Source organism: Aeromicrobium choanae, from assembly GCF_900167475.1.
GTDB classification, from domain to species: domain Bacteria; phylum Actinomycetota; class Actinomycetes; order Propionibacteriales; family Nocardioidaceae; genus Aeromicrobium; species Aeromicrobium choanae.
Genome location: NZ_LT796768.1, coordinates 2,907,372 through 2,932,306, shown reverse-complemented (window position 1 = coordinate 2,932,306; position 24,935 = coordinate 2,907,372). Strand labels below are relative to the sequence as shown.

Here is a 24,935-nt window from a genome sequence, read left to right as displayed (position 1 = left end):
TCCGCTCACAGCGCGCCCTTGGTCGACGGGATCCCCGTCTCGCGCGGGTCGGGCTCGACGGCGGCACGCAGGGCCCGCGCGAGCGCCTTGAACTGGCACTCGGCGATGTGGTGCGGGTCGCGCCCGGAGATGAGGTTCATGTGCAGCGTGATCCCGGCGTGGTGCGCGATCGACTCGAAGACGTGCGAGGTCAGCGAGCCGATGTACGAGCCGCCGATGATCGCGGTGATCTGCCGCTCGGGCTCGCCGGTGTGCACGAAGTAGGGGCGGCCCGACACGTCGACGACGCACTGGGCGACGGCCTCGTCGAGCGGGATCATGGCGTTGCCGTAGCGACGGATCCCGGCCTTGTCGCCGAGCGCCTCGCGGAGCGCCTCGCCGATGCAGATCGCCGTGTCCTCCACCGTGTGGTGGGCGTCGATGTGCAGGTCGCCCTCGGAGCGGACGGTGAGGTCGATGAGCGAGTGACGGCCCAGCGCCGTGAGCATGTGGTCGTAGAAGCCCACGCCCGTGCTGATCTCCGTGCGGCCGGTGCCGTCGAGGTCGAGCTCGACGACGACGTGCGACTCGGACGTCTTCCGCTCGATCCGTGCGGTCCTGCTGCTCATCGGGGGCCCACCTCCATCAGTGCGGCGCGGAACGCCTGCATCTCCTCCGGGGTGCCGATCGACACCCGGAGCCAACCGTCGGGTCCCACCTCGCGGATCAGGACGCCTCGATCGACCAAACCCTCCCACACGGCGTGACGATCGGGGAAATGCCCGAACAGGACGAAGTTCGCGTCGGACGCGGCCACGTCGTACCCGCGCTCGGCGAGCCAGTCGGCCGTCTCGTCGCGTGTCGTGCGCAGCGCGTCGACCTGGGCGAGCAGCTCGTCGGTGTGCCGCAGGGCGCCGAGCGCGGTGGCCTGGGTGACCGAGGAGAGGTGGTACGGCAGCCGCACGATCCGCAGCGCGTCGACGACCGCCGGATCGGCGGCGAGGTAGCCCAGCCGTCCCCCGGCGAGGGCGAACGCCTTGCTCATGGTGCGGGTGACGATCAGCCGCGGGTGGCCGGCGAGCAGCTCGAGCGCGGTGGGCGTCCCCTCACGCCGGAACTCCGCGTAGGCCTCGTCGACCACGACCATGCCGGGCGCCACGTCGAGCACGGCGCGGAGCTCCTCGGGTGCCAGCGCGGTGCCCGTGGGGTTGTTCGGCGAGGTCAGGAAGACCACGTCGGGCTGCTCCGCCTCCACGAGCGCGACCGCGGCCGGCACGTCGATCGCGAAGTCCTCGCGCCGGCGCCCCGCGACCCAGCGCGTGTGCGTATTGCGGGCGTACTCGGGATACATCGAGTAGGTCGGCGCGAAGGACAGCACCGTGCGGCCCGGGCCGCCGAACGCCTGCAGGATCTGCTGCATGACCTCGTTCGACCCGTTGGCCGCCCACACCCGGTCGGCCGTGAGTCCGTGACCGAGGTAGGCCGCCAGGGCCTCGCGCAGCGCCCACGCCTCCCGGTCGGGGTACCGGTTCAGCTCCAGCGCGGCCTGGTGCACCGCACCGGCGATGTCCGCCGCGGCCTTCTCGCTCGGGCCGTAGGGGTTCTCGTTGGTGTTCAGGCGGACCGGGACGTCGATCTGGGGAGCGCCGTACGGCTCCTCGTTCCTCAGCTCGTCGCGGATCGGCACCCAGCTGGGCACAGTCACTGGCCACGCTCCAGGCGCGCGGTGACGGCGGCGCCGTGGGACGGCAGGTCCTCGGCCTCGGCGAGCGTGACGACCTGGGGCCCGACGTCGCGCAGGGCGGCCTCGGAGTAGGTCACGACGTGCATGTTCTTCACGAACGCGCGCACGGACAGGCCCGACGAGTGGCAGGCGCACCCGGCGGTGGGCAGCACGTGGTTCGACCCGGCGGCGTAGTCGCCGAGCGAGACGGGGGCGAACGAGCCGACGAACACGGCCCCGGCGTTGACGATGCGGTCCGCGACCGCCGGCGCGTCGGCCGTCTGGATCTCGAGGTGCTCGGCCGCGTAGGCGTTGGCGACGTCGACGCCCTGGTCGGTGTCGCGCACCAGCACGGTGGCCGACTGCGAGCCGGCCAGGGCCGTGCGGATCCGCTCCTCGTGACGGGCCAGGGGCACCTGGCGGGTCAGCTCGGCGTCCACGGCGTCCGCGAGCTCGAGGGAGTCGGTGATCAGCACGGCGGCGGCCATCGGGTCGTGCTCGGCCTGGCTGATGAGGTCGGAGGCGACGAACGCCGGGTCGGCGGTGGAGTCGGCGACGATCGCGATCTCGGTGGGGCCGGCCTCGGAGTCGATCGCCACGACACCCTGCAGGTGGCGCTTGGCGGCGGCGACGTAGATGTTGCCCGGGCCCGTGACCAGGTTGACGGGCTCGTTCTCCTCCGTGCCGTACGCGAGCATGGCGAGCGCCTGCGCGCCACCGGCGGCGTACACCTCGTCGATGCCCAGGCGCGCGCACGCGGCGAGGATCGTGGGGTGCGGCAGGCCGCCGAACTCGACCTGCGGAGGGCTCGCGAGGGCGATCCCGGGCACGCCGGCGACCTGGGCCGGCACGGCGTTCATGATCACGGTGCTGACCAGGGGCGCGAGGCCGCCGGGCACGTAGAGGCCCACCCGCTGCATCGGCACGATGCGGCGCTCGACGAGCGCACCGGGCGCCACCTCCACGGAGACCGTGCGCTCGAGCTCGGCCTCGCAGGTGGCCCGCAGCCGGGTGATCGACTCGTCGATGGCGTCCAGCACGGCGGGGTCCAGGCCCAGGCGCGCCTTCTCGATGTCCTCGGCGGACACGCGGAGGCGCTCGGACCGGACGCCGTCGAAGCGCTCGCCCGCGTCCAGGACCGCGGCCGCCCCGCGGTCGCGCACGTCGTCGCAGATGGGGACGACCGCCGCGAGCGCATGCTCGACGTCGACCTCGGCACGGGGCACCGCGTCGCGGTAGCCGTCGGTCTGGTCACGCAGGTCGAGTCGTCTCAGCACACCCTGAAGTCTAGGTCGCACGATGGCCTAGCCTCACAGCGTGTCCCACTCGCCCATCGACGCGCACTGGCAGCAGCCGGTGACGGCGGGCGCGGTCACGGCGCTCGTGGGCTTCACCTCCTCGTTCGCGGTGGTGCTGGCCGGCCTGCGCGCCGTGGGGGCGACCCCGGGCCAGGCCGCCAGTGGCCTGCTGGCGCTGACCCTCGGCTTCGGTGTCCTGATCATCGCCCTGGCCCTCGTGCACCGCGTCCCGGTGACCCTCGCCTGGTCCACCCCGGGCGCCGCGCTGCTCGTGTCCACCGGGTCGGTCGAGGGCGGCTGGCCCGCCGCCGTCGGAGCCTTCGTCGTGACCGGACTGCTGATCGCGCTCATCGGCGCGGTCCCGGCGCTCGGGGCCCTCGTCGCCCGGATCCCCACCGAGATCGCCCAGGCGATGCTGGCCGGAATCCTGCTGCAGCTGTGCATCGCGCCGTTCGTCGCCCTGGCCGACTCTCCCGGGTACGTGGTGCCCGTCATCGTCGCGTGGGTCGTGGCCAGCCGGCTCGCGCCGCGGTGGGCCGTGCCGGTGGCGCTGCTGGTCGCGGTCGGCGCGATCGTCGTGGCCGCGTCCCGGTCAGGCGAGTCCCTGGACACCGCGGCGCTCGTCCCCCACCTCGAGTGGACCACACCCACGTGGACGTGGCCGGCGATCGTCGGCATCGCGCTGCCGCTCACGATCGTCACGATGGCCTCGCAGAACCTGCCGGGTGCGGCCGTGCTGCGCAGCTTCGGCTTCTCCGTGCCGTGGCGGTCGTCCGTCGTGTCGACCGGTCTCGGCACCGCGGTCGTCGCGCCGTTCGGCGGACACGCGATGAACCTGGCGGCACTGTCGGCCGCGCTCGCCGCGGGTGAGGAGGCCGGACCCCGTGACCGGCGCTGGATCGCCGCCACCTCGGCCGGCGTCGGCTACCTCGTGATCGCCGGCGCCGCGGGGCTCGTCGTCGCCCTGGCCGACGTCGCGCCCCCGGGCATCATCGAGGCCGTGGCCGGGCTCGCCCTCATCGGGGCGCTCGTCGCCTCGCTGCAGGGTGCCTTCGCGCACGAGCGCCACCGCACGAGCGCCGGGCTGACGTTCCTGTTCGCCGCCTCGGGCGTCTCCCTGCTGTCGGTCGGCGCCGCCTTCTGGGCCCTGCTGCTCGGGCTTGCCGTCCGCGCCACCCTCGAGCGCGACTGACAGCTCCCCCGGTCAAGCGGGGAAACTGACACTGAACATGGTTCGCGAACCTCGTTCAGTGAGAGAAAACCCGGCTAACCGGGGAAACTGCACCCCGGACGGCGGTAGCCTCACGCAGGTGGTCAACAAGAAGGTCGGCGACGCGACCCCGGCGCTCGCCGCGCTGCACCGCGCGGGCGTGACGGTCACCGCCCACGCCTACGAGCACGACCCGCGCGCTCGCTCCTACGGGCTCGAGGCGGCAGACGCCCTCGGGCTGGAGCCGGCACGGGTCTTCAAGACGCTGATGATCGACGTCGACGGAACGCTGGCCGTGGCGGTCGTCCCCGTCTCGGGGAGCCTGGACCTCAAGCGCGCCGCGGCGGCGCTGAACGGCAAGCGCGCCCAGCTGGCCGACGCAGCGGCCGCACAGCGGGCCACCGGCTACGTCCTCGGCGGGATCAGCCCGTTCGGCCAGCGGCGCCTGCACCGCACGGTGGTCGACGCCAGCGCGCTGACCCATCCGACGGTGTTCGTCTCGGGCGGCCGCCGCGGGCTCGACCTGGAGATCTCGCCCGACGACCTGGTGGCTCAGACCCGCGCCGTCACGGCTCGGATCGCTCGCTGACCTCGTCCGGGTACTCCTCCCGGTCCTCTTCCCCGTCGGAGCTGAGGTAGAGCGCGAGCGTGTAGCTCAGCACCGCGACGAGCGGCCACACCAGGAACGGGACGATCCCGTCGACCCCGAACTGGGCCGACACCTCGTCGCCCACCTCCAGGCCCTTGACGTCCTCGGGCGGCGGAGGCCCGAGCCAGATCCCGAGCCGCCAGCACACGAGCGACGCGGCCGACGACGCCGCGGCGAGTCCGACGACCGTCTCCCACCGGCCGGGACGGGTGAGCCGGTGGACGGCGACGCCCGTGAGGACGCCGAAGACGATCCCGACGATGACGAACACCGCCACGACCTGGAAGTCGCCGGTGGCGTTGCCCTCGGTCAGCACGAGGCCGCGCTCGGTGGCCAGCCAGCGCGAGGGCTCGGCGAACGCCCACCACACCAGGGCCGCGGGGATCCCGCCGGCGACGACCGCCAGCAGCACCCGGGACGTCCGGTTCACGCGAGGCACCCCGGTCCGAGGAGTTCCTTCAGGTCGGCGAACAACGATGACGTGGTGGACACCCGCAGGCCCTGGTCGAGGCGCATCGTCGTGGTCTTGCCCTGGCCGGAGAGCCTCAGGTGCACCTCGGTCACCCCCGGGTGCGCCCCGAGCACCTGCTTGAAGGCGTTGATCGTGTCGAGCGTGCAGCGGGAGGCGGCCAGGCTGACGACGAGAGGCTGGTCGGTGCGACCCTCCCCGATCGCCGGGCGGGTGACCTCGTTGGCCGACAGGTCCATGCCGTCGTCGTTGCGCCGGACGCGCACCTTGGCCACGACGAGCGAGTCCTGGGTGAGCACCGAGGCCGCGAGGTTGTAGGCCGCGGGGAACACCGCGATGTCGACCGAGCCCTCGAGGTCCTCGAGGGTGATCGTCGCCCACGTGTCGCCCTTCTTGCTCATCCGGCGCTGGACGCTGGTGACCAGGCCGCACAGCTTCAGCACGTCGCCGTCGGGGCGGTCGCCGTCGAGCAGCGTGCCGACCGAGGAGTCGGAATTGGCCGCCAGCACGTGCTCGAGCCCGCCGAGGGGGTGGTCGGAGACGTAGAGACCCAGCATGTCGCGCTCGAACGCGAGCTTCTGCGTCTTCTCCCAGTCGGCGATGTCCGGCACGGTGATGCCGAGCCCGTCGAACTCCTCCTCGAACGCGCCGAACAGCGAGTCCTGGCCGATCGCCGCGTTGCGCTTGATGTCGATGTACTGGTCGACCGCCTCCTCGGCGATCGAGGCCAGCGCGCGCCGGCCGTGCCCCAGGGAGTCGAACGCGCCGGCCTTGATCAGCGAGTCGAGCACGCGCTTGTTGCACACCTGCGTGGGGACCTTGTCGAGGAAGTCGGCGAAGTCGGTGAAGGCGCTCTTGGTCTCGCGCGCCTCGATGATCCCGGCCACGACGTTCGCGCCGACGTTGCGCACGGCGGTGAGGCCGAAGCGGATGTCGGGACCGACCGAGGCGAAGTTCGCCACCGAGTCGTTGACGTCGGGCGGCAGCACCTTGATCCCCAGGCGCCGGCACTCGGCCAGGTAGAGCGCCGACTTGTCCTTGTCGTCCTTGACGCTGGTCAGCAGCGCCGCCATGTACTCGGCCGGGTAGCGCGCCTTGAGGTAGGCGGTCCAGTAGCTGATGACGCCGTACGAGGCCGAGTGCGCCTTGTTGAACGCGTAGTCGGCGAACGGGACCAGGATCTCCCACAGCGTCTTGACGGCCGCCGTGGAGAAACCGCGCTCGACCATGCCGGCCTCGAAGCCGACGAACTCCTGCTGGAGCACCTCGCGCTTCTTCTTGCCCATGGCGCGACGCAGGTTGTCGGCCTGTCCGAGGGAGTACCCGGCCAGCACCTGGGCGATCTCCATGACCTGCTCCTGGTACACGATCAGCCCGTAGGTGGTGCCCAGGATCGGCTTGAGCGCCTCGGTCAGCTCAGGATGGATGTAGTCGATCTCCTGGCGCCCGTTCTTGCGCTTGGCGTAGTTCGTGTGGCTGTCCGCGCCCATCGGACCGGGACGGTAGAGCGCGATGACGGCGCTGATGTCCTCGAAGTTGTCGGGCTGCATCTGCTTGAGCAGCTGGCGGATGGGCGGCGAGTCGAGCTGGAACACGCCGAGGGTGTCGCCGCGGCACAGCAGCGCGTACGCCTCGGGGTCGTCGAACGTGAGGTCCTCCAGCACGAGGTCGATGTCGCGGTTCGCCTTGATGTTCTCGATGGCGTCATTGAGGACCGTGAGGTTGCGCAGGCCCAGGAAGTCCATCTTGACCAGGCCGAGCGACTCGCACATCGGGTAGTCGAACTGCGTGATGACCGAGCCGTCGGCCTCGCGCTTCATGATCGGCACGATGTCCAGCAGCGGGTCGCTGCTCATGATCACGCCGGCCGCGTGCACGCCCCAGTTGCGGATCTGGCCCTCGAGGCCCAGCGCGATGTCGTAGACCTTGCGCACGTCGGGGTCCTGCGCGTGGAGGTCGCGGAAGTCCTTGCCGTCGTTGTAGCGGCTGTGCGACTCGTCGAAGATCTCGGCGAGCTTCACGCCCTTGCCCATGACGTCGGCGGGCATCGCCTTGGTGATCTTGTCGCCCATGGCGAACGGGTAGTCCAGGATGCGGCTGGCGTCCTTGACCGCGGCCTTGGACTTGAGCCGCCCGAACGTGGCGATCTGGGCGACCTTGTCGGTGCCGTACTTCTGGGTGACGTACTGGATGACCTCGCCGCGACGACGCTCGTCGAAGTCGATGTCGAAGTCGGGCATCGAGGGGCGCTCGGGGTTGAGGAAGCGCTCGAAGATCAGGCCGTTCTGCAGCGGGCACAGGTCGGTGATCCGCAGTGCGTAGGCCGCGATCGAGCCGGCACCCGATCCACGGCCCGGACCCACGCGGATGCCGTTGTCCTTGGACCAGTTGATGAAGTCGGCCACCACGAGGTAGTAGCCGCAGTACCCCTTCTGCGCGATGATGTCGAGCTCCATCTCGGTGCGCGCGCGCACGTCGTCGGAGAAGTCGGTGCCGTAGCGCGACTCGATCCCGCGCCAGACCTCCTGGCGGAACCAGGACTCCTCGGTCTCGCCGGCGGGCACGTCGGCGCGGGCCATGTAGCCGCCGGTGGACTCGGTGAACTCGACGTCGCAGCGCTCGGCGATCAGGAGCGTGTTGTCGCACGCCTCCTTCATGCCGTGCTTGTCCTCCCACAGCGAGCGCATCTCGGCGGCGGACTTGATGTAGTAGCCGCCTCCGTCGAAGCGCAGGCGCTTCTCGTCGCTGATCCGCTTGCCCGAGGCGACGCAGATCAGCGCGTCGTGGGCCGCGGCGTCCTGCGGGTGCGTGTAGTGCGAGTCGTTGGTGGCCACCGGCGGGATGCCGAGCTCGCGGCCCAGGCGCAGCAGGTCGTCGCGGACCCGGCGCTCGACGGAGATGTCGTGGTCCATCAGCTCGAGGAAGAAGTTCTCCCTGCCGAAGATCTCCTGCAGCTCGGCTGCCTCGCGCCGCGCCTCCTCGTACTGCCCGAGCCGCAGCCGGGTCTGGACCGCGCCCGACGGGCAGCCCGTGGTGGCGATGAGCCCGTTCGAGTAGGTCTCGAGCAGCTCGCGGTCGGCGCGTGGCTTGTAGTAGTAGCCCTCGAGGCTGGACAGCGACGACAGCCGGAACAGGTTGTGCATGCCCTCGGTGGTGGAGGCCCACATCGTCATGTGGGTGTAGGCGCCGCCGCCGGCGACGTCGTCGCCACCCTCCTCGGCCGCGTTGCCGCGGCCCCAGCGGACCCGCTTCTTCTCACTGCGGTGCGTGCCCGGGGTGAGGTAGGCCTCGAGGCCGATGATCGGCTTGACGCCGTGCTTGCGGGCGGTGTTCCAGAAGTCGTAGGCGCCGTGCACGTTGCCGTGGTCGGTCATCGCGATCGCCGGCATCTGCTGCTCGGCGGTGCGGGCGAACATGCCGTCCAGCAACGAGTGTCCGTCGAGCATCGAGTACTCCGTGTGGACGTGCAGGTGCACGAAGCTCGAATCACTCGCCATGGTCGCCGTCGGCCTCCGCTACGTCGTTCGTTCCCCGCCCGGGGACAGGTGTCGGGCCGCCAGAGGAGCCGGCAGCCGAGGGGTCGGGGAAGGACTCCAGCCTACGTGAGCACCCGACCGGAGTCGGTAGGCACGCCCACGCGGGAGTCCTCCCCCGATGCGCTACTTGGTGGACGCTCGCTGGTAGGCCCGCACCGAGAGCGGCACGAACACCGCGATGATGAGCACCACCCACAGCAGCGTGTACAGCACCGGGTTCTGCAGGCTCCACACGTCGGGCACCGGGACCCCGACGGGGACGTTGCCGAACAGCTCGCGCACGGCCTGGGTGAGCGCCGACACGGGGTTCCACTCGACGAACGGCTGCAGGAACGGGGGGAACGACTCGGTGGGCACGAACGCGTTCGAGACGAACGTCAGCGGCATGATCACGATGAACGACGCGTTGTTGATCACGTCGACGCTGGGCACGATCAGACCGACCCAGGCCATGATCCAGCTGATGGCGTAGGCGAAGACCAGCAGCAGCAGGAAGGCGGCCAGCATCTTGGGGATGCCCTCGTGCGCCCGCCAGCCGACCAGCAGGCCGGTGAGCGCCATGATGATCAGCGACAGCACGTTGTAGACGACGTCGGCACCCGTGCGCCCCACGAGCACCGCTGAGCGTGACATCGGCAGGGAGCGGAACCGATCGATGAAGCCCTTCTGCATGTCCTCGGCCATCGCCGCGCCGGAGAACGTGGCACCGAACACGACCGTCTGGGCGAAGATGCCGCCGATCAGGAACTCCTTGTAGTCCAGGCCCGGGCCGGCATCGATCGCGCCGCCGAAGACGTAGGCGAACAGCAGGACGAACATGATGGGCGAGATCAGGACGAACACCATGATCTCGGGGACCCGCTTGATCTTGATGAGGTTGCGCTTCGCGCACACCCACCCGTCGCTGAGGACGCGCATGGGCGCGCTGCGCTCGGTGATGACGGTCATCGTCCAGCCTCCTGCTCGTTCGCTTCGTCCTCGGCCTGGTGACCGGTCAGGGACAGGAACACGTCGTCGAGGGTGGGCCGTCGCAGCCCGATGTCGAGGACGTCGATGCCGGCGCCCCGGATGTTGCCCAGCACCTGCATGAGGTCGTCGGCCCCCGAGCCGCTGACCGCCGCCGAGAGCGCGCGGTCGTTCTGCGCCACCTCGCCCTTGGCGACCTCGGCCAGGAAGTCGTGGACGCGGGGCGCCTGCTCGAGGTCGTCGACGACGACCTCGATGCGCTCGCCGCCCACCTTCGACTTGAGCTGGTCGGCGGTGCCCTCGGCGATGGAGCGGCCCCGGTCGATCACGATGATGTTGTCGGCCAGGAGGTCGGCCTCCTCCAGGTACTGCGTGGTGAGCAGCACCGTGCCGCCGTTCGCGACGAGGTCGGCGATGACCTCCCACATCTGCTGGCGACTGCGTGGGTCGAGGCCCGTGGTGGGCTCGTCGAGCACGATCACCGGCGGCTCGGCCACCAGCGCGCCCGCGAGGTCGAGCCGGCGCCGCATGCCACCCGAGTAGGTCTTCGACGGCCGGTCGGCCGCGTCGGACAGGCCGAACCGCGCGAGCAGGTCGCGCGCCCGGGCGCCGGCCGCCTTGGCCTTCATCCCGTACAGCCGCCCGACCATCTCGAGGTTCTCGTAGCCGGTGAGGTACTCGTCCACCGCCGCGTACTGCCCCGACAGGCCGATGCGCCTCCGCACACCGTCGGGGTCGGCCAGGACGTCGACGCCCGCCACGGATGCCTGGCCCTCGTCGGGTGTGAGCAAGGTGGTGAGGATGCGGACCGCCGTGGTCTTTCCCGCACCGTTGGGCCCGAGCAGTCCCAGGACGGTGCCCTCGGGCACCGCCAGGTCGAGACCGGCCAGGGCCTCGACGTCGCCATAGCGCTTGACCAGTCCGGTCGCGCGGATCATGTCACTCATCCTTCGATCATGGACGAAGGGTCCGACAGAAATAAGCCCCTGCGGGACGACTCCTGCGATCGGTGGTAGGAATGGGCCAGCATTTCCGCGAACTCGGGGGGTTCATCATGGTGGCCGAACTGCAGCTGGTCCTGCGATTCGATCCGGACGCGCTCGAGATTCCGGGGGATCCCGAGCGCCTGCGCGGCGGTGCCGAGAAGCTGCAGGACTTCATCACCGGGCTCACCGACGTGGGCCAGCGGCTCCGCGAGGCCGACGCGCCGAAGGAGTCGCGAGGGCCCACGGTCCGTGCGATGTCCCGCGTGGCCGGCACCGTCGGACGGGTGCTCGAGGCCGACGCCGAGCAGCTCTCGGACGTGGCCGAGCTCGTCCGGCGCCAGGCCGATCGCCTGACCGATGCCCAGGGCACGGTCGATGAGGCCCGACGCCGCTGGCGTCAGGCCCGTGACGAGCTCCGTGACCAGGTCGACGACCTCAACGAGCGCGTCGCCCGGGCCGAGCGCGAGCGGAACGAGCGGATCGAACGCGAGGAGCGCGAGGAGAAGGCTCGCAAGGACGGCAAGAACGGGGGTCACGGTGGTGGCGGCGACCGCGACCGTGAGCGTCGCGATCCCGAGCCGCCCACCGAGGCGGCGCAGCTGATCCGCGCCATGGACCAGCAGGTGCTCAACCAGGTGGACGGTCCGCTGCGCCGGCTCGCCGGCCTCGAGTTCACCGACCGCCACGGCGCCGTCGCGATGGCGATGGACGGCAAGGTCGACCAGATTGCCGAGCGCTACCGCCAGAGCGTGCAGGCGATCTTCGACGACGTGGTCGAGGCGCTCCGCCAGGTCCACCGGGTCGACGAGCAGCTCGTCGAGCAGCTCCCCCGGCGCGAGAAGGCCCTCGCCTCGGTCGCGCAGGCGCCCGACCAGCAGGCGGCGCCCGACCTGACCCGCGTGTCCCGCCCCGAGGACCTCACCACCGTCGGCGAGCAGCTGCAGGAGTGCGCGCAGGCCCTCAACCGCGCCGACGAGCAGCTCCCCGAGATCAGGATCGCCATCCGCGAGGGTCGCATGACGCCCGAGGACGAGCGCATCGGCAGCATGAGCGGGTTCCAACGCACCTGGAAGGAGCACCTCGACCAGGTGCGCGAGGACCTGAACCACGCCCGCAAGGCCGGTGAGGAGATCGCGCGCGAGCTGCGCGAGCTCGACGAGCGCGGAGCCCGCGAGGTCCGCCGCGCCTTCCGCCAGGCCGACTGAACCCGCCGACGCGCCAGCTGCGCGAAGGGCCTCTCCCTCGGCCCGGGAACCGTGTACGTTAACCGGACGTTCACGTACGGTTCGTGTGCGTGACACCGAAGGCAGGGGGAAGCATGAGCAGCGCGGTCGACCGGCTCGACTCCTCGCAGGAACGCGACGACTACTGGAACGCCTACTACGCCGACAGCGGCGTGGGGCGTCCGTTGCCGTCGCAGTTCGCCGCCTTCGTGGCGGGCGAGCTCGACGGTCCGGCGCGGATCATCGAGTTCGGCAGCGGGTCCGGACGCGACACCCTGTTCTTCGCCGCACACGGTCACGACGTCACCGGCGTCGACGCCTCGAAGGCCGCCGTCGAGGCGTGCACCGCGCAGGCCGCCGAGCTCGGCCTCGACGTCGAGTTCCTCGCCGCCACGATCGACCAGGACGGCCTCGCCGCGCAGCTGCGCATGAGTCCCGGCAGCTCCGTGGTCTATGCCCGCTTCTTCGTGCACGCGATCACCGACGAGGAGCAGACCGCGTTCCTCGACCTGGCGGCGGCCCTGACCTCCCCCGGCGACCGGCTGGCCGTCGAGTACCGCACCGTGCGCGACTCCAGTGGCGCCAAGGTGACCGGCAGCCACTTCCGCCGATTCGTCGACCCGACCTCCTTCAACGCCGAGGCCGTCCTGCACGGGTTCGACGTCACCTACGCCGTCGAGGGCTTCGGCTTCGCGAAGTACCGGCAGGACGACGCCTACGTGGCGCGGGCGTTGTTCGCGAGGCGGTGAGGTGACCCCGCTCGAAGCGGCGCTCCGCGAAGCCATCCGCGAGGTCGACGGCACGTTCCCGGACTTCGACTTCATCCGTCCGGGCGGTGAGCTGCGCGTCGACCTCGGTCGCACCGTCGACCGGGTGCGGGTGGACCTCCTCTCCCCCGGGATCCTGCGCCTGCAGTCCTTCGGCATCGTGACGGCGGACGCACTCCCGCCCGACGCGCTGGCGCGTCGCAGCACCGTCGCGGCGAGCAGCTGGTCCGGGAGCGCGCAGGAAACCCTTCAGCCGTCCCGCCTCCTGGACCCCGCCCACCACGACGGCCTGATGATCCAGACGCAGCACGAGGACCACCCCTGGGCCGAGGTCACGTTCGATCCGCCGGTCGAGGTCGCGGCCGTGCACCTGCGGGCGATCGACGCCCGCGCGGCGGTCGAGGACCGCGACGTCCGGGTGCACGTCGGCTCCCCCGGCTCGGAGCTCGAGACCGTGTACGACGCGACCGAGCGCGGGGACGGCCTGCGCGAGCTCCTCGCCGCCGCGGCCGACGAGGTGCCGACCGAGATCCGCGTGCCGTTCCAGGCGGTGACCGAGTCCCTCGCCCTGACGATCACCGGCGAGTACCGCGACGCCCGGGCGACGATGAAGCAGGTCGCGAAGAAGATCCCGGAGGAGGACCGGCTCGCCTTCGTCGCGGCCGTGAACGACGGGGTGCTGCTGCGCCGGTCGCTCGAGTGGACCGCGCACGGCCCGACGCGGTCGTTCCGCTTCTGGTCCGACGAGGAGAAGGTCGACTACGTCCGGTTCACCGCCTCGGTCGCCGAGGCCCTGCGCGAGCTGACCCCACACGTCTGCTTCGGCTACGGCGCCGCGCTCGCGGTCGTCCGCGACGGCGACCTCATCCCCCACGACGACGACCTGGATCTCATCGTGGCGTTCGAGCCCCACGAGGCGGCCACGCTGCCCGAGGCACATGCCCGCGTGGAGGAGTTCCTGCGCGGCCGCGGCTTCGCCGTGAAGGGCGACTTCTTCGGCCACCGTCACGTCGCCTCCGCCCCCGGCAGGAAGAGCGTCGACGTGTTCTCGGCGCTGTTCGAGGGCGACCGCATCGCGTGGTACCCCGGCACCCGGGGCGCCCTCCACCGCTCGACGATGTTCCCCCCGAGCCAGGGAGACCTGCTGGGCGTCCCGTGCCCGCTGCCCGCGCACCCGGCGGAGTACCTCGAGACGATCTACGGACCGGGCTGGAGCACGCCCGACCCGGGCTTCCGGCACCGGTGGCGCAAGAAGGACTTCGCCGACCAGGCCGTCGCGGCACCCACCGCGACCGAGCCGGAGCCCGAGCCCGAGCCCGAGCGACGCGGCTGGCTCGCGCGGGTGCTTCAGTCCTGGCGGTAGGTGCTGAGGAAGTTCCCCATCCGCTGGATGGCCTCGGCAAGATCGCGCGACCACGGCAGCGTCACGATGCGGAGGTGGTCGGGATCGGGCCAGTTGAAGCCCGTCCCCTGCGTGAGCAGGATCTTCTCGCTCATCAACAGGTCGAGCACGAACCGCTGGTCGTCCTTGATCGGGTACACCTCGGGGTCCAGGCGCGGGAAGGCGTAGAGGGCTCCGCGCGGCGTGACCACGCTGACGCCGGGGATCTTGCGCAGCTCGTTGACGGCGGTGTCGCGCTGCTCGAGCAGGCGGCCGCCGGGCAGGATGAGCTCCTTGATCGACTGGTAGCCGCCGAGCGCCACCTGGATCGCGTTCTGGGCCGGCACGTTGGGGCACAGGCGCATCGAGGCCAGCAGCGTGAGGCCCTCGAGGTAGTCCTCCGCGCGCTCGAGCGGGCCGGTCACCACGAGCCAGCCGGCGCGGTAGCCGCACACCCGGTACGCCTTGGACAGGCCGTTGAAGGTCAGGGTCAGCACGTCGGGCGCGACGCTGGCCATCGGGATGTGCACGGCGTCGTCGTACAGGATCTTGTCGTAGATCTCGTCGGCCATGAGGATCAGGTCGTGCTTGCGCGCCAGGTCGGCGATCGCGGTGAGCGTCTCGCGGCTGTAGACCGCGCCCGTGGGGTTGTTCGGGTTGATCACGACGATGACCTTGGTGCGGTCGGTGATCTTGGACTCGAGGTCCTCGAGGTCGGGGTTCCAGTCGTTCTCCTCGTCGCACCGGTAGTGCACCGGCCGGCCGCCGGCGAGGTTGGTGACGGCGGTCCACAGCGGGTAGTCCGGCGTGGGAATCAGCACCTCATCGCCGTTGTCGAGCAGCGCCTGCAGGGCGATCTGGATCAGCTCGCTGACGCCGTTCCCGAGCCAGACGTCGTCGATGTCGATCGCCGGGAAGCCGTCCTGCAGCTGGTAGTGGTGCACGACTGCGCGGCGGGCGGACTGGATGCCGCGGGAGTCGGAGTACCCCTGCGCCGTCGGGAGGCCGGCGATGACGTCCTGGAGGATCTCCGAGGGCGCGTCGAAGCCGAACGGCTGCGGGTTGCCGATGTTGAGCTTGAGGATCCGGTGACCCTCGGCCTCCAGCTGGGCAGCTCGCGCGCTGACGGGGCCGCGGATGTCGTACAGGACATCCCTCAACTTCTCCGACTGGCGCACGACAGGGCTCATGCGCCCATTGTGCCGGACGGCCTCCGTGCGCAGCGCTGGCAGTGACGTTTGCGGGCGCGACACGCCGGTCAGTACCCCACGAACGTCACTGCCAGCGTCGACCCGGCCCCCAGGAGCGGAACCACGCGGGTTGCTCGAGGGTCCAGTCGCGACGGTGGGAGAGCCGGGCGTCGCGATGACCGAGCCGGATGCGGTGGACCAGGCCCGGAACGTCCCTGTGGTCGAGCGACGTCGCACGGACCACGACCAGGCCGGCGCGCTCGAACCTCTCCTCCCGAACGTTGTCGTCGGTGTGGTTCTGCGCGTCGCGGTGGTGAGCGCCATCGGTCTCGATCACCAGCCCGGTCTCCTCGTCGAGAAGGTCGGCGACCCCGAGCAGGGCACCCGATGGACCAAACACCGGCGCGTTGACCTGTTGGTCCTGCAAACCGGCGTCCAGCTGTGCGACGAGCCTCGTCCGGGTCTCGAGCGGACTCGCGCTGCGCTCCGATCCGAGCCGCAGGGCCTTCTTCGCCCTCATGATGCCGCGCGTCTTGCGATGTGAGTCCACCACCTGCTGCACCGCCCGCAACGAGGTGTGCGCCGTGTCCCGCACTCCTGCGACGGCCGAGTCCAGGGCGACGACCGCTGCCCTGAGTGACGGGGCGAGGCGCATCTCGTCGTACACGGCTCGCGCCATCGTCGTCACCGGAACACCCTCGAAGCACGTGACCTCGTGTTCCCAGACGGCGGCCCGGCACGGTTCGACCACCTTGCGGCGGCGCATCTGCGTTCCCGCACCGCAGTGCACGAGCGCCGGGCGCAGCTCTTGGTCGCGGCCGTCAAACGCGTCGTTGCCCTGGAATCGCAGGGAGGCCCATCCGCCGAGGACACATCCGTCGGTCAGGAGCGCTATCGCGTCCGCGACTCGCCCGTCGGCCTCCCCCACCGCCATGCCGGCGGGCCGCCACAGTCCGTGCGCACGCTGCTCCCACATCGGGCCACGCAATTCATCCGGCGTCGCCGTCAACGCACGGGTTCTCGCGGTCGCGAAGATCGGCTCCATGATCCGCAAGCGTGGGCCGTCCAGCGCTCGTTGCTCGCGTTTTCCACATCCGAATTCGCGAGCGTGACCCTTCGGGGGTACTCACCGGCGTGTCGGCCCCGCAAACGTCACTGCCAGCGCTTCCCGCGCCCGCGCCTCAGTCGAGGTCGCGCACGACGTCGAGCGCGCGCTGGAGGTCGTCGGGGTACGGGCTCTCGTACTCGGCCCACTCGCCGGTGCCGGGGTGGGTGAACCCGAGCCGCACGGCGTGGAGCCACTGGCGCTCGAGGCCGACGCGCTTGGCCAGCACCGGATCGGCGCCGTAGAGCGGGTCGCCGACGCACGGGTGCTTGATCGCGGCCATGTGCACGCGGATCTGGTGGGTGCGGCCCGTCTCGAGCTTGATCTCGAGCAGCGACGCGAAGCGGTGCGCCTCGAGCGTGTCGTAGTGCGTGATGCTGGCGCGGCCGTCGGCGCGCACCGTGAACTTGAAGTCGTGCTTGGGGTGACGCGCGATCGGCGCGTCGATCGTGCCGGTGTGCGGGTCGGGGTGGCCCTGGACGAGCGAGTGGTAGGTCTTGTCGACCGTGCGATCGCGGAACGCCTGCTTGAGGATCGTGTACGCGCGCTCGGACTTCGCGACCACCATGAGGCCGCTGGTGCCGACGTCGAGCCGCTGCACGATGCCCTGGCGCTCGGGGGCGCCGCTGGTGGAGATCCGCACGCCCACGCCAGCCAGGTGGCCCGAGACCGTGGGACCGTCCCAGCCCACGCCGGGGTGCGCGGCCACGCCGACGGGCTTGTCCACGACCACGATGTCGTCGTCCTCGTGCACGATCGACATGCCCTCGACCTCGGTGGGCACGACGACGGCGCGCCGCGGAGCCGGGATGGTGGCCTCCATCAGCGCGCCGTGCTCGACGCGCTCGGACTTCATCGGGGCGGCGCCGTCGAGCAGCACCAGGCCCTCGGCGACCAGGTCGCCGGCGCGCGTGCGCGAGACACCGAACAGCCGCGCGAGGGCGACGTCGACGCGCTCACCGGCCAGGCCCTCGGGAATGTAGACGCTACGCACCTCGGTGGTGTCGTCCGATGTCACGAGTCCTCCCGGGTGCCGTCGAAGCGGTGACCCCGCCACGACCGCCAGATGATGATCACGGCCGCCACCGTCAGGGCGATGTCGGCCACGTTCCCGACGAAGAACCCGGCGTAGTCGATGAAGTCGACGACGTGGCCCCGCAGGAACGACGGCTCACGGAAGAGCCGGTCGATCAAGTTTCCCACGGCGCCGCCCAGGAACAGCCCGAGCCCCACCGCCCACCAGGGATCACGCAGTCGCGGGGCGATGACGACGAGGGTCACGGTGACCGCGATCGCGATCAGGCTCAGCACGATCGTGTAGCCGGCTCCGGTGCCGAGCGCGGCACCGGGATTGAGCACGAAGCGCAGGCTCAGCAGGTCGCCGAGCACGGGGATCGCGTCATGCCCGTCGAGTCGGGCGACGGCCCACCACTTGGTGAGCTGGTCGATCGCCACGACGGCGAGCGCGACTCCGGCGAAAAGGCCGACCCGGCGCCGGCCGAGGGGCTCGGCCACCGGGTCCGTGGACGGGGTCACGGGAGTCAGCGACGCTCCTCGCGGCGCTTGCAGTCCATGCACAGCGTCGCGCGGGGGAAGGCCTGGAGGCGCAGCTTGCCGATGGGCTCGCCGCACTGCTCGCAGACGCCGTAGGTGCCGTCCTCGAGACGGGCCAGTGCCTTCTCGGTCTGGAGCAGCAGCTCGCGCTGGTTCGCCGCGAGCGACAGCTCGGCGTCACGCTCGAGACTGTTCGACCCGACATCGGCCTGGTCGTTGCCCGCACCGTCGACGCCTCCGGACAGAATGTCCTGCAGATCCTTGGCCGAATGGTCGAGCTCGGTCTTGAGCCTGGCGAGGTCCTCGGTGAGTTCCTCGCGCACGGCCTTGGCCTCGGCGGGGGTCCACGGCTCTTCGTCCGCGCGCACGGCCAATGTGGTCTTGGGCATGCCCGGGACAGTAGACCGACCACGGGGCCGGTGCAAGTCGGCCCACCGTAGGATTGGCCGAGTGAGTCAGGACGCCCCGAACGCCCCCGCAGTGCCGCCCACCTCCGCTCCTTCCGGGGCCGCCGGTGATGCGCTGCGCTACCGCCCCGTGCCCGCCCACGTCGACCTGCCGGCGATGGAGCGCGAGATCCTCGATCTGTGGGCCGAGCAGGGCACCTTCGCGGCCAGCCTGAGCACCCGCGCCGACGCCGAGCGCTGGACCTTCTACGAGGGCCCGCCGACCGCGAACGGGGTGCCCGGCACCCACCACGTGGAGGCCCGCGTCTTCAAGGACGTCTTCCCCCGCTTCAAGACGATGCAGGGCTACCACGTCGAGCGCAAGGCCGGCTGGGACTGCCACGGCCTGCCGGTGGAGATCGCGGTCGAGAAGGAGCTGGGCTTCAACGGCAAGCCCGACATCGAGGCGTTCGGCATCGCCGAGTTCAACGCGAAGTGCCGCGAGTCCGTCCTGCGCAACGTCGACCAGTTCGAGGCCATGACCGAGCGGATGGCGTACTGGACCGACATGTCGGACCCCTACCGCACGATGGACGCGTCCTACGTGGAGAGCGTCTGGTGGGCGCTGTCGCAGATCCACGGCAAGGGCCTGCTCGTCGAGGACTACCGCGTCGCCCCCTACTGCCCCCGCTGCGGCACCACGCTCTCCGACCACGAGCTGGCGCAGGGCTACGAGACCGTCGTCGACCCGTCGGTCTACGTGCGCTTCCCGCTGACCTCGGGACCGTGGGAGGGCACCGACCTGCTGGTCTGGACCACCACGCCGTGGACGCTCGTCTCGAACACCGCGGTGGCCGTGCACCCCGACGTCACCTACGTGGTGGCCACCGACGGCACCGATCGCGTCGTCGTGGCCGAGCCGCTCGTCGGTGCGGCCCTCGGCGAGGGCTGGGAGGCCGTCGAGACCGTCACGGGCCGCGACATGGAGCGCTGGACCTACCGACGGCCCTTCGACCTCGTCGAGATCCCCGACGCGCACTTCGTCGTGCTCGGCGACTACGTCACCACCGAGGACGGCACCGGCCTGGTGCACCAGTCCCCCGCGTTCGGCGCCGACGACATGGCGGTCTGCAAGGCGTACGGACTGCCCGTGGTCAACCCGATCACGCCCGACGGCCACTTCGAGGCCGACGTCGAGCTCGTCGGCGGCGCGTTCTTCAAGGAGGCCGACCCCACCCTCGTGGCCGACCTCGACGCGCGCGGCCTGCTGTTCACCAAGCTCGACTACGAGCACAGCTACCCGCACTGCTGGCGCTGCCACACGCCGCTGATGTACTTCGCCCTCCCGGCCTGGTACATCCGCACCACGGCCCGCAAGGACGAGCTGCTCGCACAGAACGAGCAGACCAACTGGTACCCCGGCACGATCAAGCACGGCCGCTACGGCGACTGGCTCGAGAACAACATCGACTGGTCGCTGTCGCGCAACCGGTTCTGGGGCACTCCCCTGCCGATCTGGCGCAACGACGCCGACCCGAGCAAGGTCGTGTGCGTCGAGTCGCTGGCCCACCTGTCGGAGCTGACGGGCACCGACCAGTCCGACCTGGACCCGCACCGGCCCTACATCGACGACGTGACCTTCACGGTCGACGGCGAGCCCGGCACCTACCGCCGCGTGCCGGAGGTCATCGACGCGTGGTTCGACTCCGGCTCGATGCCGTTCGCGCAGTGGGGCTACCCCCACGTCGAGGGCTCGAAGGAGAAGTTCGAGCGCGCCTACCCCGCGCAGTACATCGCCGAGGCGATCGACCAGACGCGCGGCTGGTTCTACTCGCTGATGGCCGTCGGCACGCTCGTGTTCGACCGGTCCAGCTACGAGAACGTCGTCTGCCTGGGCCACATCCTGGCCGAGGACGGCCGCAAGATGAGCAAGCACCTGGGCAACATCCTGCTGCCCATGCCGCTCATGGACGACCACGGCGCCGACGCGCTGCGCTGGTTCATGGCGTGCTCCGGCTCGCCGTGGTCGGCGCGCCGCATCGGCCACAACGCCCTGACCGACATCGTGCGCAAGGTCCTGCTGACGTACTGGAACACCGTGGCCTTCCACGTCCTGTACGCCCGCGCCGAGGGCTGGAGCCCGGCCGGCGCCGACGTGCCGCCGCCCGCGGAGCGGGGTGTGCTCGACCGGTGGCTGCTCTCGCAGACCCAGGACCTCGTGCGCGAGGTGACCTCCGCGCTCGAGGACTTCGACACCCAGCGCGCCGGCCTGATGATCTCGACCTTCGTCGACGACATGTCCAACTGGTACGTGCGCCGCTCGCGCAAGCGCTTCTGGCGTGGCGACGCCGCCGCGCTGGCCACCTTGCACGAGGTCCTCGACGTCCTCACGAGGCTGATGGCTCCGCTCGTGCCGTTCGTCACCGAGCGGGTCTGGCAGGACCTGATCGTCCCGGTCGATCCCGACGCCGCGCCCTCCGTGCACCTCGCGGACTGGCCGGTGGCCGACGAGTCGCTGCGCGTGGACGGTCTCGCCGAGCGGGTCTCGCTGGCGCGACGTGTCACCGAGCTGGGCCGCGCCGCGCGCGCCGAGGCGAAGGTCCGCACGCGCCAGCCGCTGCGCCGCGCCCTGATCGGCTCAGTGCACTTCGAGCAGCTCGGCGACGACCTGCGCGCGCAGGTGTGCGAGGAGCTCAACATCGAGCAGCTCGGCTCGCTGGCCGATGCCGGCGCCGATCTCGTCGAGTTCTCCGCCAAGGCGAACTTCCGCCAGCTCGGCAAGCGCTACGGCAAGCAGACCCCGGTGGTCGCCCAGGCGATCGCCGCGGCCGACGCCGGCGAGCTCGTCGCGCGACTCGAGAAGGGCGAGGCCACGGTCACCGGCGAGGACGGCCAGACCTGGCAGGTCGAGGCCGACGACGTGATCGTCACCGAGCGCCCGCGCGAGGGCTGGTCGGTCGTCAACGAGCAGGGCGAGACGGTCGCGCTCGACCTCGCGATCGACGACGAGCTGCGCCGCGCCGGCCTGGCCCGTGAGGCCGTGCGCGTGATCCAGGAGGCCCGCAAGGCCGCCGGCCTGGAGATCACCGACCGGATCACCCTGACGTGGACCGCCGACGGCGAGACGGCCGACGCCCTGCGCGAGCACGGCGCGAGCATCGCCGAGGAGGTCCTCGCGGTGTCGTTCGAGCCCGGCGACGCCGCCGACGTGCGCGACGACGACCTCGGCCTCGCGGTCAGCCTCAGCCGCGCCTGACCCGCGCGCCCGCCAGGCCCAACGAAGGCCCCGGACCCACTTCTGTGACAGGAGTCGGGTTCCGGGGCCCTTTCGGGCCGAATCCCGTCACAGAAGTTGGGGCGGGGCGGCCGGGGCAGGCACACGAACGACGGCGCCCGATCCCCTGAGGGATCGGGCGCCGTCGTTCGACTCAGTACGCGCGGTGTCGCAGCGTCACTCCTTGCCGTCGAGCGCAGTCCCCTGCTGCGGCGCGACGGGCTGGCTGCCCTCCAGCTGGGCCAGCTGGTCCTGGAAGTAGGCCTTCAGGCGGGCGCGGTACTCGCGCTCGTAGGCACGCAGGTGGTCGATCTCGCCCTGGAGCTCCTGACGCTCGCGCTCGAGGTTGGAGATGACCTCCTTGCGACGCTGCTCGGTCTCGACGTCGAGCTGCTCGGCGCGCTTGCGCGACTCGTACTGCAGGGTGTCGGCGTTGCGACGGGCCTCGGCGGACACCTGCTCTGCCTCGACACGGGCCTCACCGATGATCGTGTCGGCCTCCTCCTTCGCGGCGTCCATGAGCTGGTCGGCGTTGGACGACGCGATCTCGAGGAGACGCGCGGCGGCCGTGGAGGCCTCGGCGGTGGAGGTGACGCGGAGCTCCTGGGGCGCGGCCGGCGGCGCCACGGGGGCGGGGGCCGGCTCGGGCTCCTTGACCGGCTCGGGCTCCTTGACGGGCTCGGGCTTGGCGGCGACCGGGGCGGGCTGCGCCTTCGAGGCGTCCTCGAGCGCGGACTCGAGCTCGGCGACCTTGGCCTTCAGCTCGGAGTTCTCGCTGACGAGACGCTCGAACTCGACCTCGACCTCGTCGAGGAACTGCTCGACTTCGCCCATGTCGTAGCCGTCGCGCAAGCGCACGGCGGTGAACTGCTTGTCGCGAATGTCCTGGGGCGTGAGCGCCATCTGGTCACCTCTGCGTGTGAGTCGGGTCTGTCTTGGGAAAGATTCGGGGCCTCATCAACGGTACCGCTTCAGTCTAAGCACCGGACAACGGCCCGGTGCTCAAGTCTCAACGATCACCTAAAAGATCACGACCACCAGGGACTGGGCGATGAACAACAGGAGCAACAGCACCATCGCCGAGACGTCGAGCATGATCCCGCCCAGACGGATGGACGGGATCACCCTGCGCAGGGCGCGCAGTGGCGGATCGGTGACCGTGAAGATGAACTCGCACAGCACGGCGATGAAGCCGCGCGGCTGCCACTGACGGGCGAGCAGCTGCACCCAGTCCACGACGAACCGGGCGATCACGAAGATGATCGCCAGGTAGATCAGGTTGTAGAGGACGACGCCGATCGTCGACACGTCGCCTCAGCTCTGGTTGTAGAAGCCGCCGGCCGCGAGCTGCGCGCGGTCCTCGTCGGACACCTGCACGCCCTCGGGCGACAGCAGGAACACCTTGGCGGTGACGCGGTTGATCGTGCCGTGGACCGCGAAGACCAGGCCGGCCGCGAAGTCGACGAGGCGCTTGGCGTCGTCGTCGCCGATGTCCGAGAGGTTCATGATGACCGGGACGCCGGACCGGAACGACTCGCCGATCGTGCGGGCGTCGTTGTACGTCCGGGGCGTGACGGTCTCGATGCGCGCGAGGTCGGCCACGGACATGCCGGGCTGACGACGGTCGTCGAGGGCCGTGACGGAGCGCGGCGCGACCTGCTGGGGGGCGGCCTGGCGCACGGGTGCCGCGGCGCGAGCCGGGGCCTCCGTCTCGTACTCGAGCGCCTCGTCGTACTCGGCCTGCTCGACGAGTCCGAGGTACTCGCCCATCCTCCGCATTGCGCCAGCCATGCTCACTCCCGATCTTCGGTCTTGACGTTGTTGAGACTACTGCAGTACAGGGCGCTGCCCGAGCACCGAACGACCCACGCGCACGTGTGTCGCGCCGTGCGCGATCGCGACCTCGAAGTCCTCGCTCATCCCCGCTGAGATCATGGTCGCCGACGGCGTGGTGTGCCGCAGTTCGGCGCTGATCTCGCGCAGGTGGGCGAAGCTCGGGGCGGGATCGCGGCCCAGGGGCGCGACGGTCATCACGCCACCGAGCTCGAGGTGGGGGCACTCCCCCGCGATGACGTCGGCCAGGGCCTGAACGTCGGCCGGGAGCACGCCCGCGCGCCCCGGGTCGGTCGTGTCGAAGTCCACCTGGACGAGGCACCGCAGGGTGCGCCCGGCGGCCTGCGCGCCACGGTCGAGCGAGCGGGCCAGCTTGGCCCGGTCGACGCTGTGGACGACGTCGGCGTAGCGCGCGATCGCGCCGGCCTTGTTGGTCTGGAGGCCGCCGACGAAGTGCCAGCGCAGCGCCACGCCGGCCTCGACGGCCGCGAGGTGCTTCCCGGCCGCCTCGGGGTGGCGGTTCTCGCCGACGTCGGTGACGCCGAGCTCGGCCAGGAGCGCGACGTCGGACGCCGGGTGGGTCTTGGTGACGACCACGAGGGTCACCTCGTCGGCGGACCGGCCGGCCGCGTCGCAGGCCTTGGCGATGCGCTCGCGGACGGCGGCGAGGCTCTGCGCCAGCTCGTCACGGCGTTCCATCGCCACTCCCCTCGTGCAGCACCACGGCGGCGCCGAAGCGACCGGCGGCATCGCCCTGGCGCCGGTGGGACCAGAACCGCTCGTCCTCGATCGTGCAGCCACCGAGGTCGTGGACGACCACGTCGGCGCGCCGCAGCTGGGCGACGACGCCGGCGCCGATGTCGAGTCCGGGCGTGCCTCGGCGCGTGGTGGCGCGGGCGGCCGGCTCGACCGCCGCGACCTCGTCGGCCATCGCGGCCGGCACCTCGTAGCAGGATCCGCACGCCCGGGGACCGACCCACGCCTCGAGGCGCTCGGCACCGCGGGACCGCATGGCCTCGACCGCCGCGCTCGCGACTCCCGAGGCCATGCCGACGCGGCCGGCGTGGACCACGGCGGCGAGCGGTCGGTCAGGATCGACGAGCACGACCGGCACGCAGTCCGCGACGCGGACGATCGCGACCACGCCGGTGCGGTCGAGCACGAGGGCGTCGGCCTCGGGCTGGGCCTCGGGGTCGGCCACGGCGACGGTCGCCCCGTGGACCTGACGCATGAGCGCCGGGCGGCCACCGAGCGCGGCAGCGACCACGCCCGGACCCTCCGCGGGTGATCCGTCGGCCGGACCCCGGCCCAGGTCGGTGCGCGCGTCGGTGAAACCGAACGACGCGACCCCCAGGTCGGACCGGAACCAGAACGGCGCGGAGCGGTCAGGAGCGTGGGCGGGCACG

General features: G+C 71.0%; 23 protein-coding genes. 6 read left to right on the top strand and 17 right to left on the bottom strand.

Annotation, left to right across the window (positions count from 1 at the left end; all coding sequences use genetic code 11):
- Positions 1–5 precede the first annotated feature (5 nt).
- Genes hisB through hisD form a run of 3 tightly spaced genes read right to left on the bottom strand, consistent with a single transcriptional unit; the run spans position 6 to position 2,979 of the window.
- Positions 6–608: an imidazoleglycerol-phosphate dehydratase HisB gene (hisB, locus tag B5D60_RS14155; protein ID WP_078700756.1), complete on the bottom strand. Its 603-nt coding sequence runs from the start codon at positions 606–608 to the stop codon at positions 6–8.
- A complete protein-coding gene (locus tag B5D60_RS14150) occupies positions 605–1,684 on the bottom strand; it encodes a histidinol-phosphate transaminase (protein ID WP_231948854.1) in 1,080 nt (359 codons plus the stop codon). Before B5D60_RS14150 ends, hisB begins: the two co-directional genes overlap by 4 nt.
- Positions 1,681–2,979: a histidinol dehydrogenase gene (gene hisD / locus B5D60_RS14145; RefSeq protein ID WP_078700755.1), complete on the bottom strand. Its 1,299-nt coding sequence runs from the start codon at positions 2,977–2,979 to the stop codon at positions 1,681–1,683. Before hisD ends, B5D60_RS14150 begins: the two co-directional genes overlap by 4 nt.
- A gap of 40 nt (positions 2,980–3,019) precedes the next feature.
- On the opposite strand from hisD, the gene B5D60_RS14140 reads away from it, so the two are divergent.
- Together B5D60_RS14140 and ybaK are read left to right on the top strand one after the other, a co-directional pair.
- Positions 3,020–4,192 (top strand): benzoate/H(+) symporter BenE family transporter, encoded by a 1,173-nt coding sequence (locus B5D60_RS14140; RefSeq protein ID WP_197684327.1) that lies wholly within the window; start codon positions 3,020–3,022, stop codon positions 4,190–4,192.
- 118 nt (positions 4,193–4,310) lie between these two features.
- Positions 4,311–4,799, top strand: a complete 489-nt coding sequence (gene ybaK, locus B5D60_RS14135) for a Cys-tRNA(Pro) deacylase (RefSeq protein ID WP_231948846.1) — start codon at positions 4,311–4,313, stop codon at positions 4,797–4,799.
- Here ybaK and B5D60_RS14130 read toward each other — a convergent pair.
- The 4 genes from B5D60_RS14130 to B5D60_RS14115 all read right to left on the bottom strand — a co-directional run bounded on the left by B5D60_RS14130 (position 4,777) and on the right by B5D60_RS14115 (position 10,777).
- Positions 4,777–5,289, bottom strand: coding sequence for a hypothetical protein (locus B5D60_RS14130; protein ID WP_078700753.1), 513 nt, complete (start codon positions 5,287–5,289; stop codon positions 4,777–4,779). The two genes, ybaK and B5D60_RS14130, sit on opposite strands and share 23 nt — an antisense overlap.
- Entirely contained in the window at positions 5,286–8,825 is a 3,540-nt protein-coding gene (gene dnaE / locus B5D60_RS14125; RefSeq protein WP_078700752.1) for a DNA polymerase III subunit alpha, read from the bottom strand. Before dnaE ends, B5D60_RS14130 begins: the two co-directional genes overlap by 4 nt.
- Before the next feature lie 162 nt (positions 8,826–8,987).
- Positions 8,988–9,812: an ABC transporter permease gene (locus B5D60_RS14120; RefSeq protein ID WP_078700751.1), complete on the bottom strand. Its 825-nt coding sequence runs from the start codon at positions 9,810–9,812 to the stop codon at positions 8,988–8,990.
- Positions 9,809–10,777: an ATP-binding cassette domain-containing protein gene (locus B5D60_RS14115; protein WP_078700750.1), complete on the bottom strand. Its 969-nt coding sequence runs from the start codon at positions 10,775–10,777 to the stop codon at positions 9,809–9,811. The genes B5D60_RS14120 and B5D60_RS14115 overlap by 4 nt, the downstream gene beginning before the upstream one ends.
- A gap of 107 nt (positions 10,778–10,884) precedes the next feature.
- Here B5D60_RS14115 and B5D60_RS14110 point away from each other — a divergent pair, with 107 nt between their 5' ends.
- The 3 genes from B5D60_RS14110 to B5D60_RS14100 all read left to right on the top strand — a co-directional run bounded on the left by B5D60_RS14110 (position 10,885) and on the right by B5D60_RS14100 (position 14,169).
- Positions 10,885–12,021, top strand: a complete 1,137-nt coding sequence (locus B5D60_RS14110) for a putative T7SS-secreted protein (RefSeq protein ID WP_153303038.1) — start codon at positions 10,885–10,887, stop codon at positions 12,019–12,021.
- 113 nt (positions 12,022–12,134) lie between these two features.
- On the top strand, positions 12,135–12,788 hold the full coding sequence (locus tag B5D60_RS14105; protein ID WP_078700748.1) for a class I SAM-dependent methyltransferase: 654 nt from the start codon (positions 12,135–12,137) through the stop codon (positions 12,786–12,788).
- A 1-nt stretch (position 12,789) separates the two neighbouring features.
- Positions 12,790–14,169, top strand: coding sequence for a hypothetical protein (locus B5D60_RS14100; RefSeq protein ID WP_078700747.1), 1,380 nt, complete (start codon positions 12,790–12,792; stop codon positions 14,167–14,169).
- Here the strand turns inward: B5D60_RS14100 and B5D60_RS14095 are convergent.
- From B5D60_RS14095 to B5D60_RS14075, 5 genes are all read right to left on the bottom strand, one after another.
- Positions 14,154–15,377, bottom strand: coding sequence for a pyridoxal phosphate-dependent aminotransferase (locus tag B5D60_RS14095; RefSeq protein ID WP_078700746.1), 1,224 nt, complete (start codon positions 15,375–15,377; stop codon positions 14,154–14,156). The two genes, B5D60_RS14100 and B5D60_RS14095, sit on opposite strands and share 16 nt — an antisense overlap.
- 85 nt (positions 15,378–15,462) lie before the next feature.
- Positions 15,463–16,353: a hypothetical protein gene (locus B5D60_RS14090; RefSeq protein ID WP_153303037.1), complete on the bottom strand. Its 891-nt coding sequence runs from the start codon at positions 16,351–16,353 to the stop codon at positions 15,463–15,465.
- Between the two features lie 205 nt (positions 16,354–16,558).
- On the bottom strand, positions 16,559–17,500 hold the full coding sequence (locus tag B5D60_RS14085; protein WP_078700744.1) for an RluA family pseudouridine synthase: 942 nt from the start codon (positions 17,498–17,500) through the stop codon (positions 16,559–16,561).
- Entirely contained in the window at positions 17,497–18,018 is a 522-nt protein-coding gene (lspA, locus tag B5D60_RS14080; RefSeq protein ID WP_231948825.1) for a signal peptidase II, read from the bottom strand. The genes B5D60_RS14085 and lspA overlap by 4 nt, the downstream gene beginning before the upstream one ends.
- 5 nt (positions 18,019–18,023) lie before the next feature.
- Positions 18,024–18,425 carry a TraR/DksA family transcriptional regulator gene (locus tag B5D60_RS14075; RefSeq protein WP_078700743.1) on the bottom strand — a complete coding sequence of 134 codons (402 nt, stop codon included), beginning with the start codon at positions 18,423–18,425 and terminating at the stop codon, positions 18,024–18,026.
- 91 nt (positions 18,426–18,516) lie between these two features.
- On the opposite strand from B5D60_RS14075, the gene ileS reads away from it, so the two are divergent.
- Positions 18,517–21,678, top strand: a complete 3,162-nt coding sequence (gene ileS / locus B5D60_RS14070) for an isoleucine--tRNA ligase (protein WP_269456880.1) — start codon at positions 18,517–18,519, stop codon at positions 21,676–21,678.
- Positions 21,679–21,873: 195 nt separating this feature from the next.
- Here the strand turns inward: ileS and B5D60_RS14065 are convergent, their stop codons facing one another.
- The 5 genes from B5D60_RS14065 to B5D60_RS14045 form a co-directional block, all read right to left on the bottom strand.
- On the bottom strand, positions 21,874–22,599 hold the full coding sequence (locus B5D60_RS14065) for a DivIVA domain-containing protein (protein WP_078700741.1): 726 nt from the start codon (positions 22,597–22,599) through the stop codon (positions 21,874–21,876).
- Positions 22,600–22,716: 117 nt separating this feature from the next.
- On the bottom strand, positions 22,717–23,004 hold the full coding sequence (locus tag B5D60_RS14060; protein ID WP_078700740.1) for a YggT family protein: 288 nt from the start codon (positions 23,002–23,004) through the stop codon (positions 22,717–22,719).
- Positions 23,005–23,010: 6 nt separating this feature from the next.
- The gene (locus B5D60_RS14055; RefSeq protein WP_078700739.1) at positions 23,011–23,487 is read right to left on the bottom strand and encodes a cell division protein SepF; all 477 of its coding nucleotides are present in this window, start codon (positions 23,485–23,487) and stop codon (positions 23,011–23,013) included.
- Positions 23,488–23,523: 36 nt separating this feature from the next.
- Positions 23,524–24,228, bottom strand: a complete 705-nt coding sequence (locus B5D60_RS14050; RefSeq protein WP_078701454.1) for a YggS family pyridoxal phosphate-dependent enzyme — start codon at positions 24,226–24,228, stop codon at positions 23,524–23,526.
- The gene (locus tag B5D60_RS14045; RefSeq protein WP_078700738.1) at positions 24,215–24,934 is read right to left on the bottom strand and encodes a polyphenol oxidase family protein; all 720 of its coding nucleotides are present in this window, start codon (positions 24,932–24,934) and stop codon (positions 24,215–24,217) included. The genes B5D60_RS14050 and B5D60_RS14045 overlap by 14 nt, the downstream gene beginning before the upstream one ends.
- Position 24,935 lies beyond the last annotated feature (1 nt).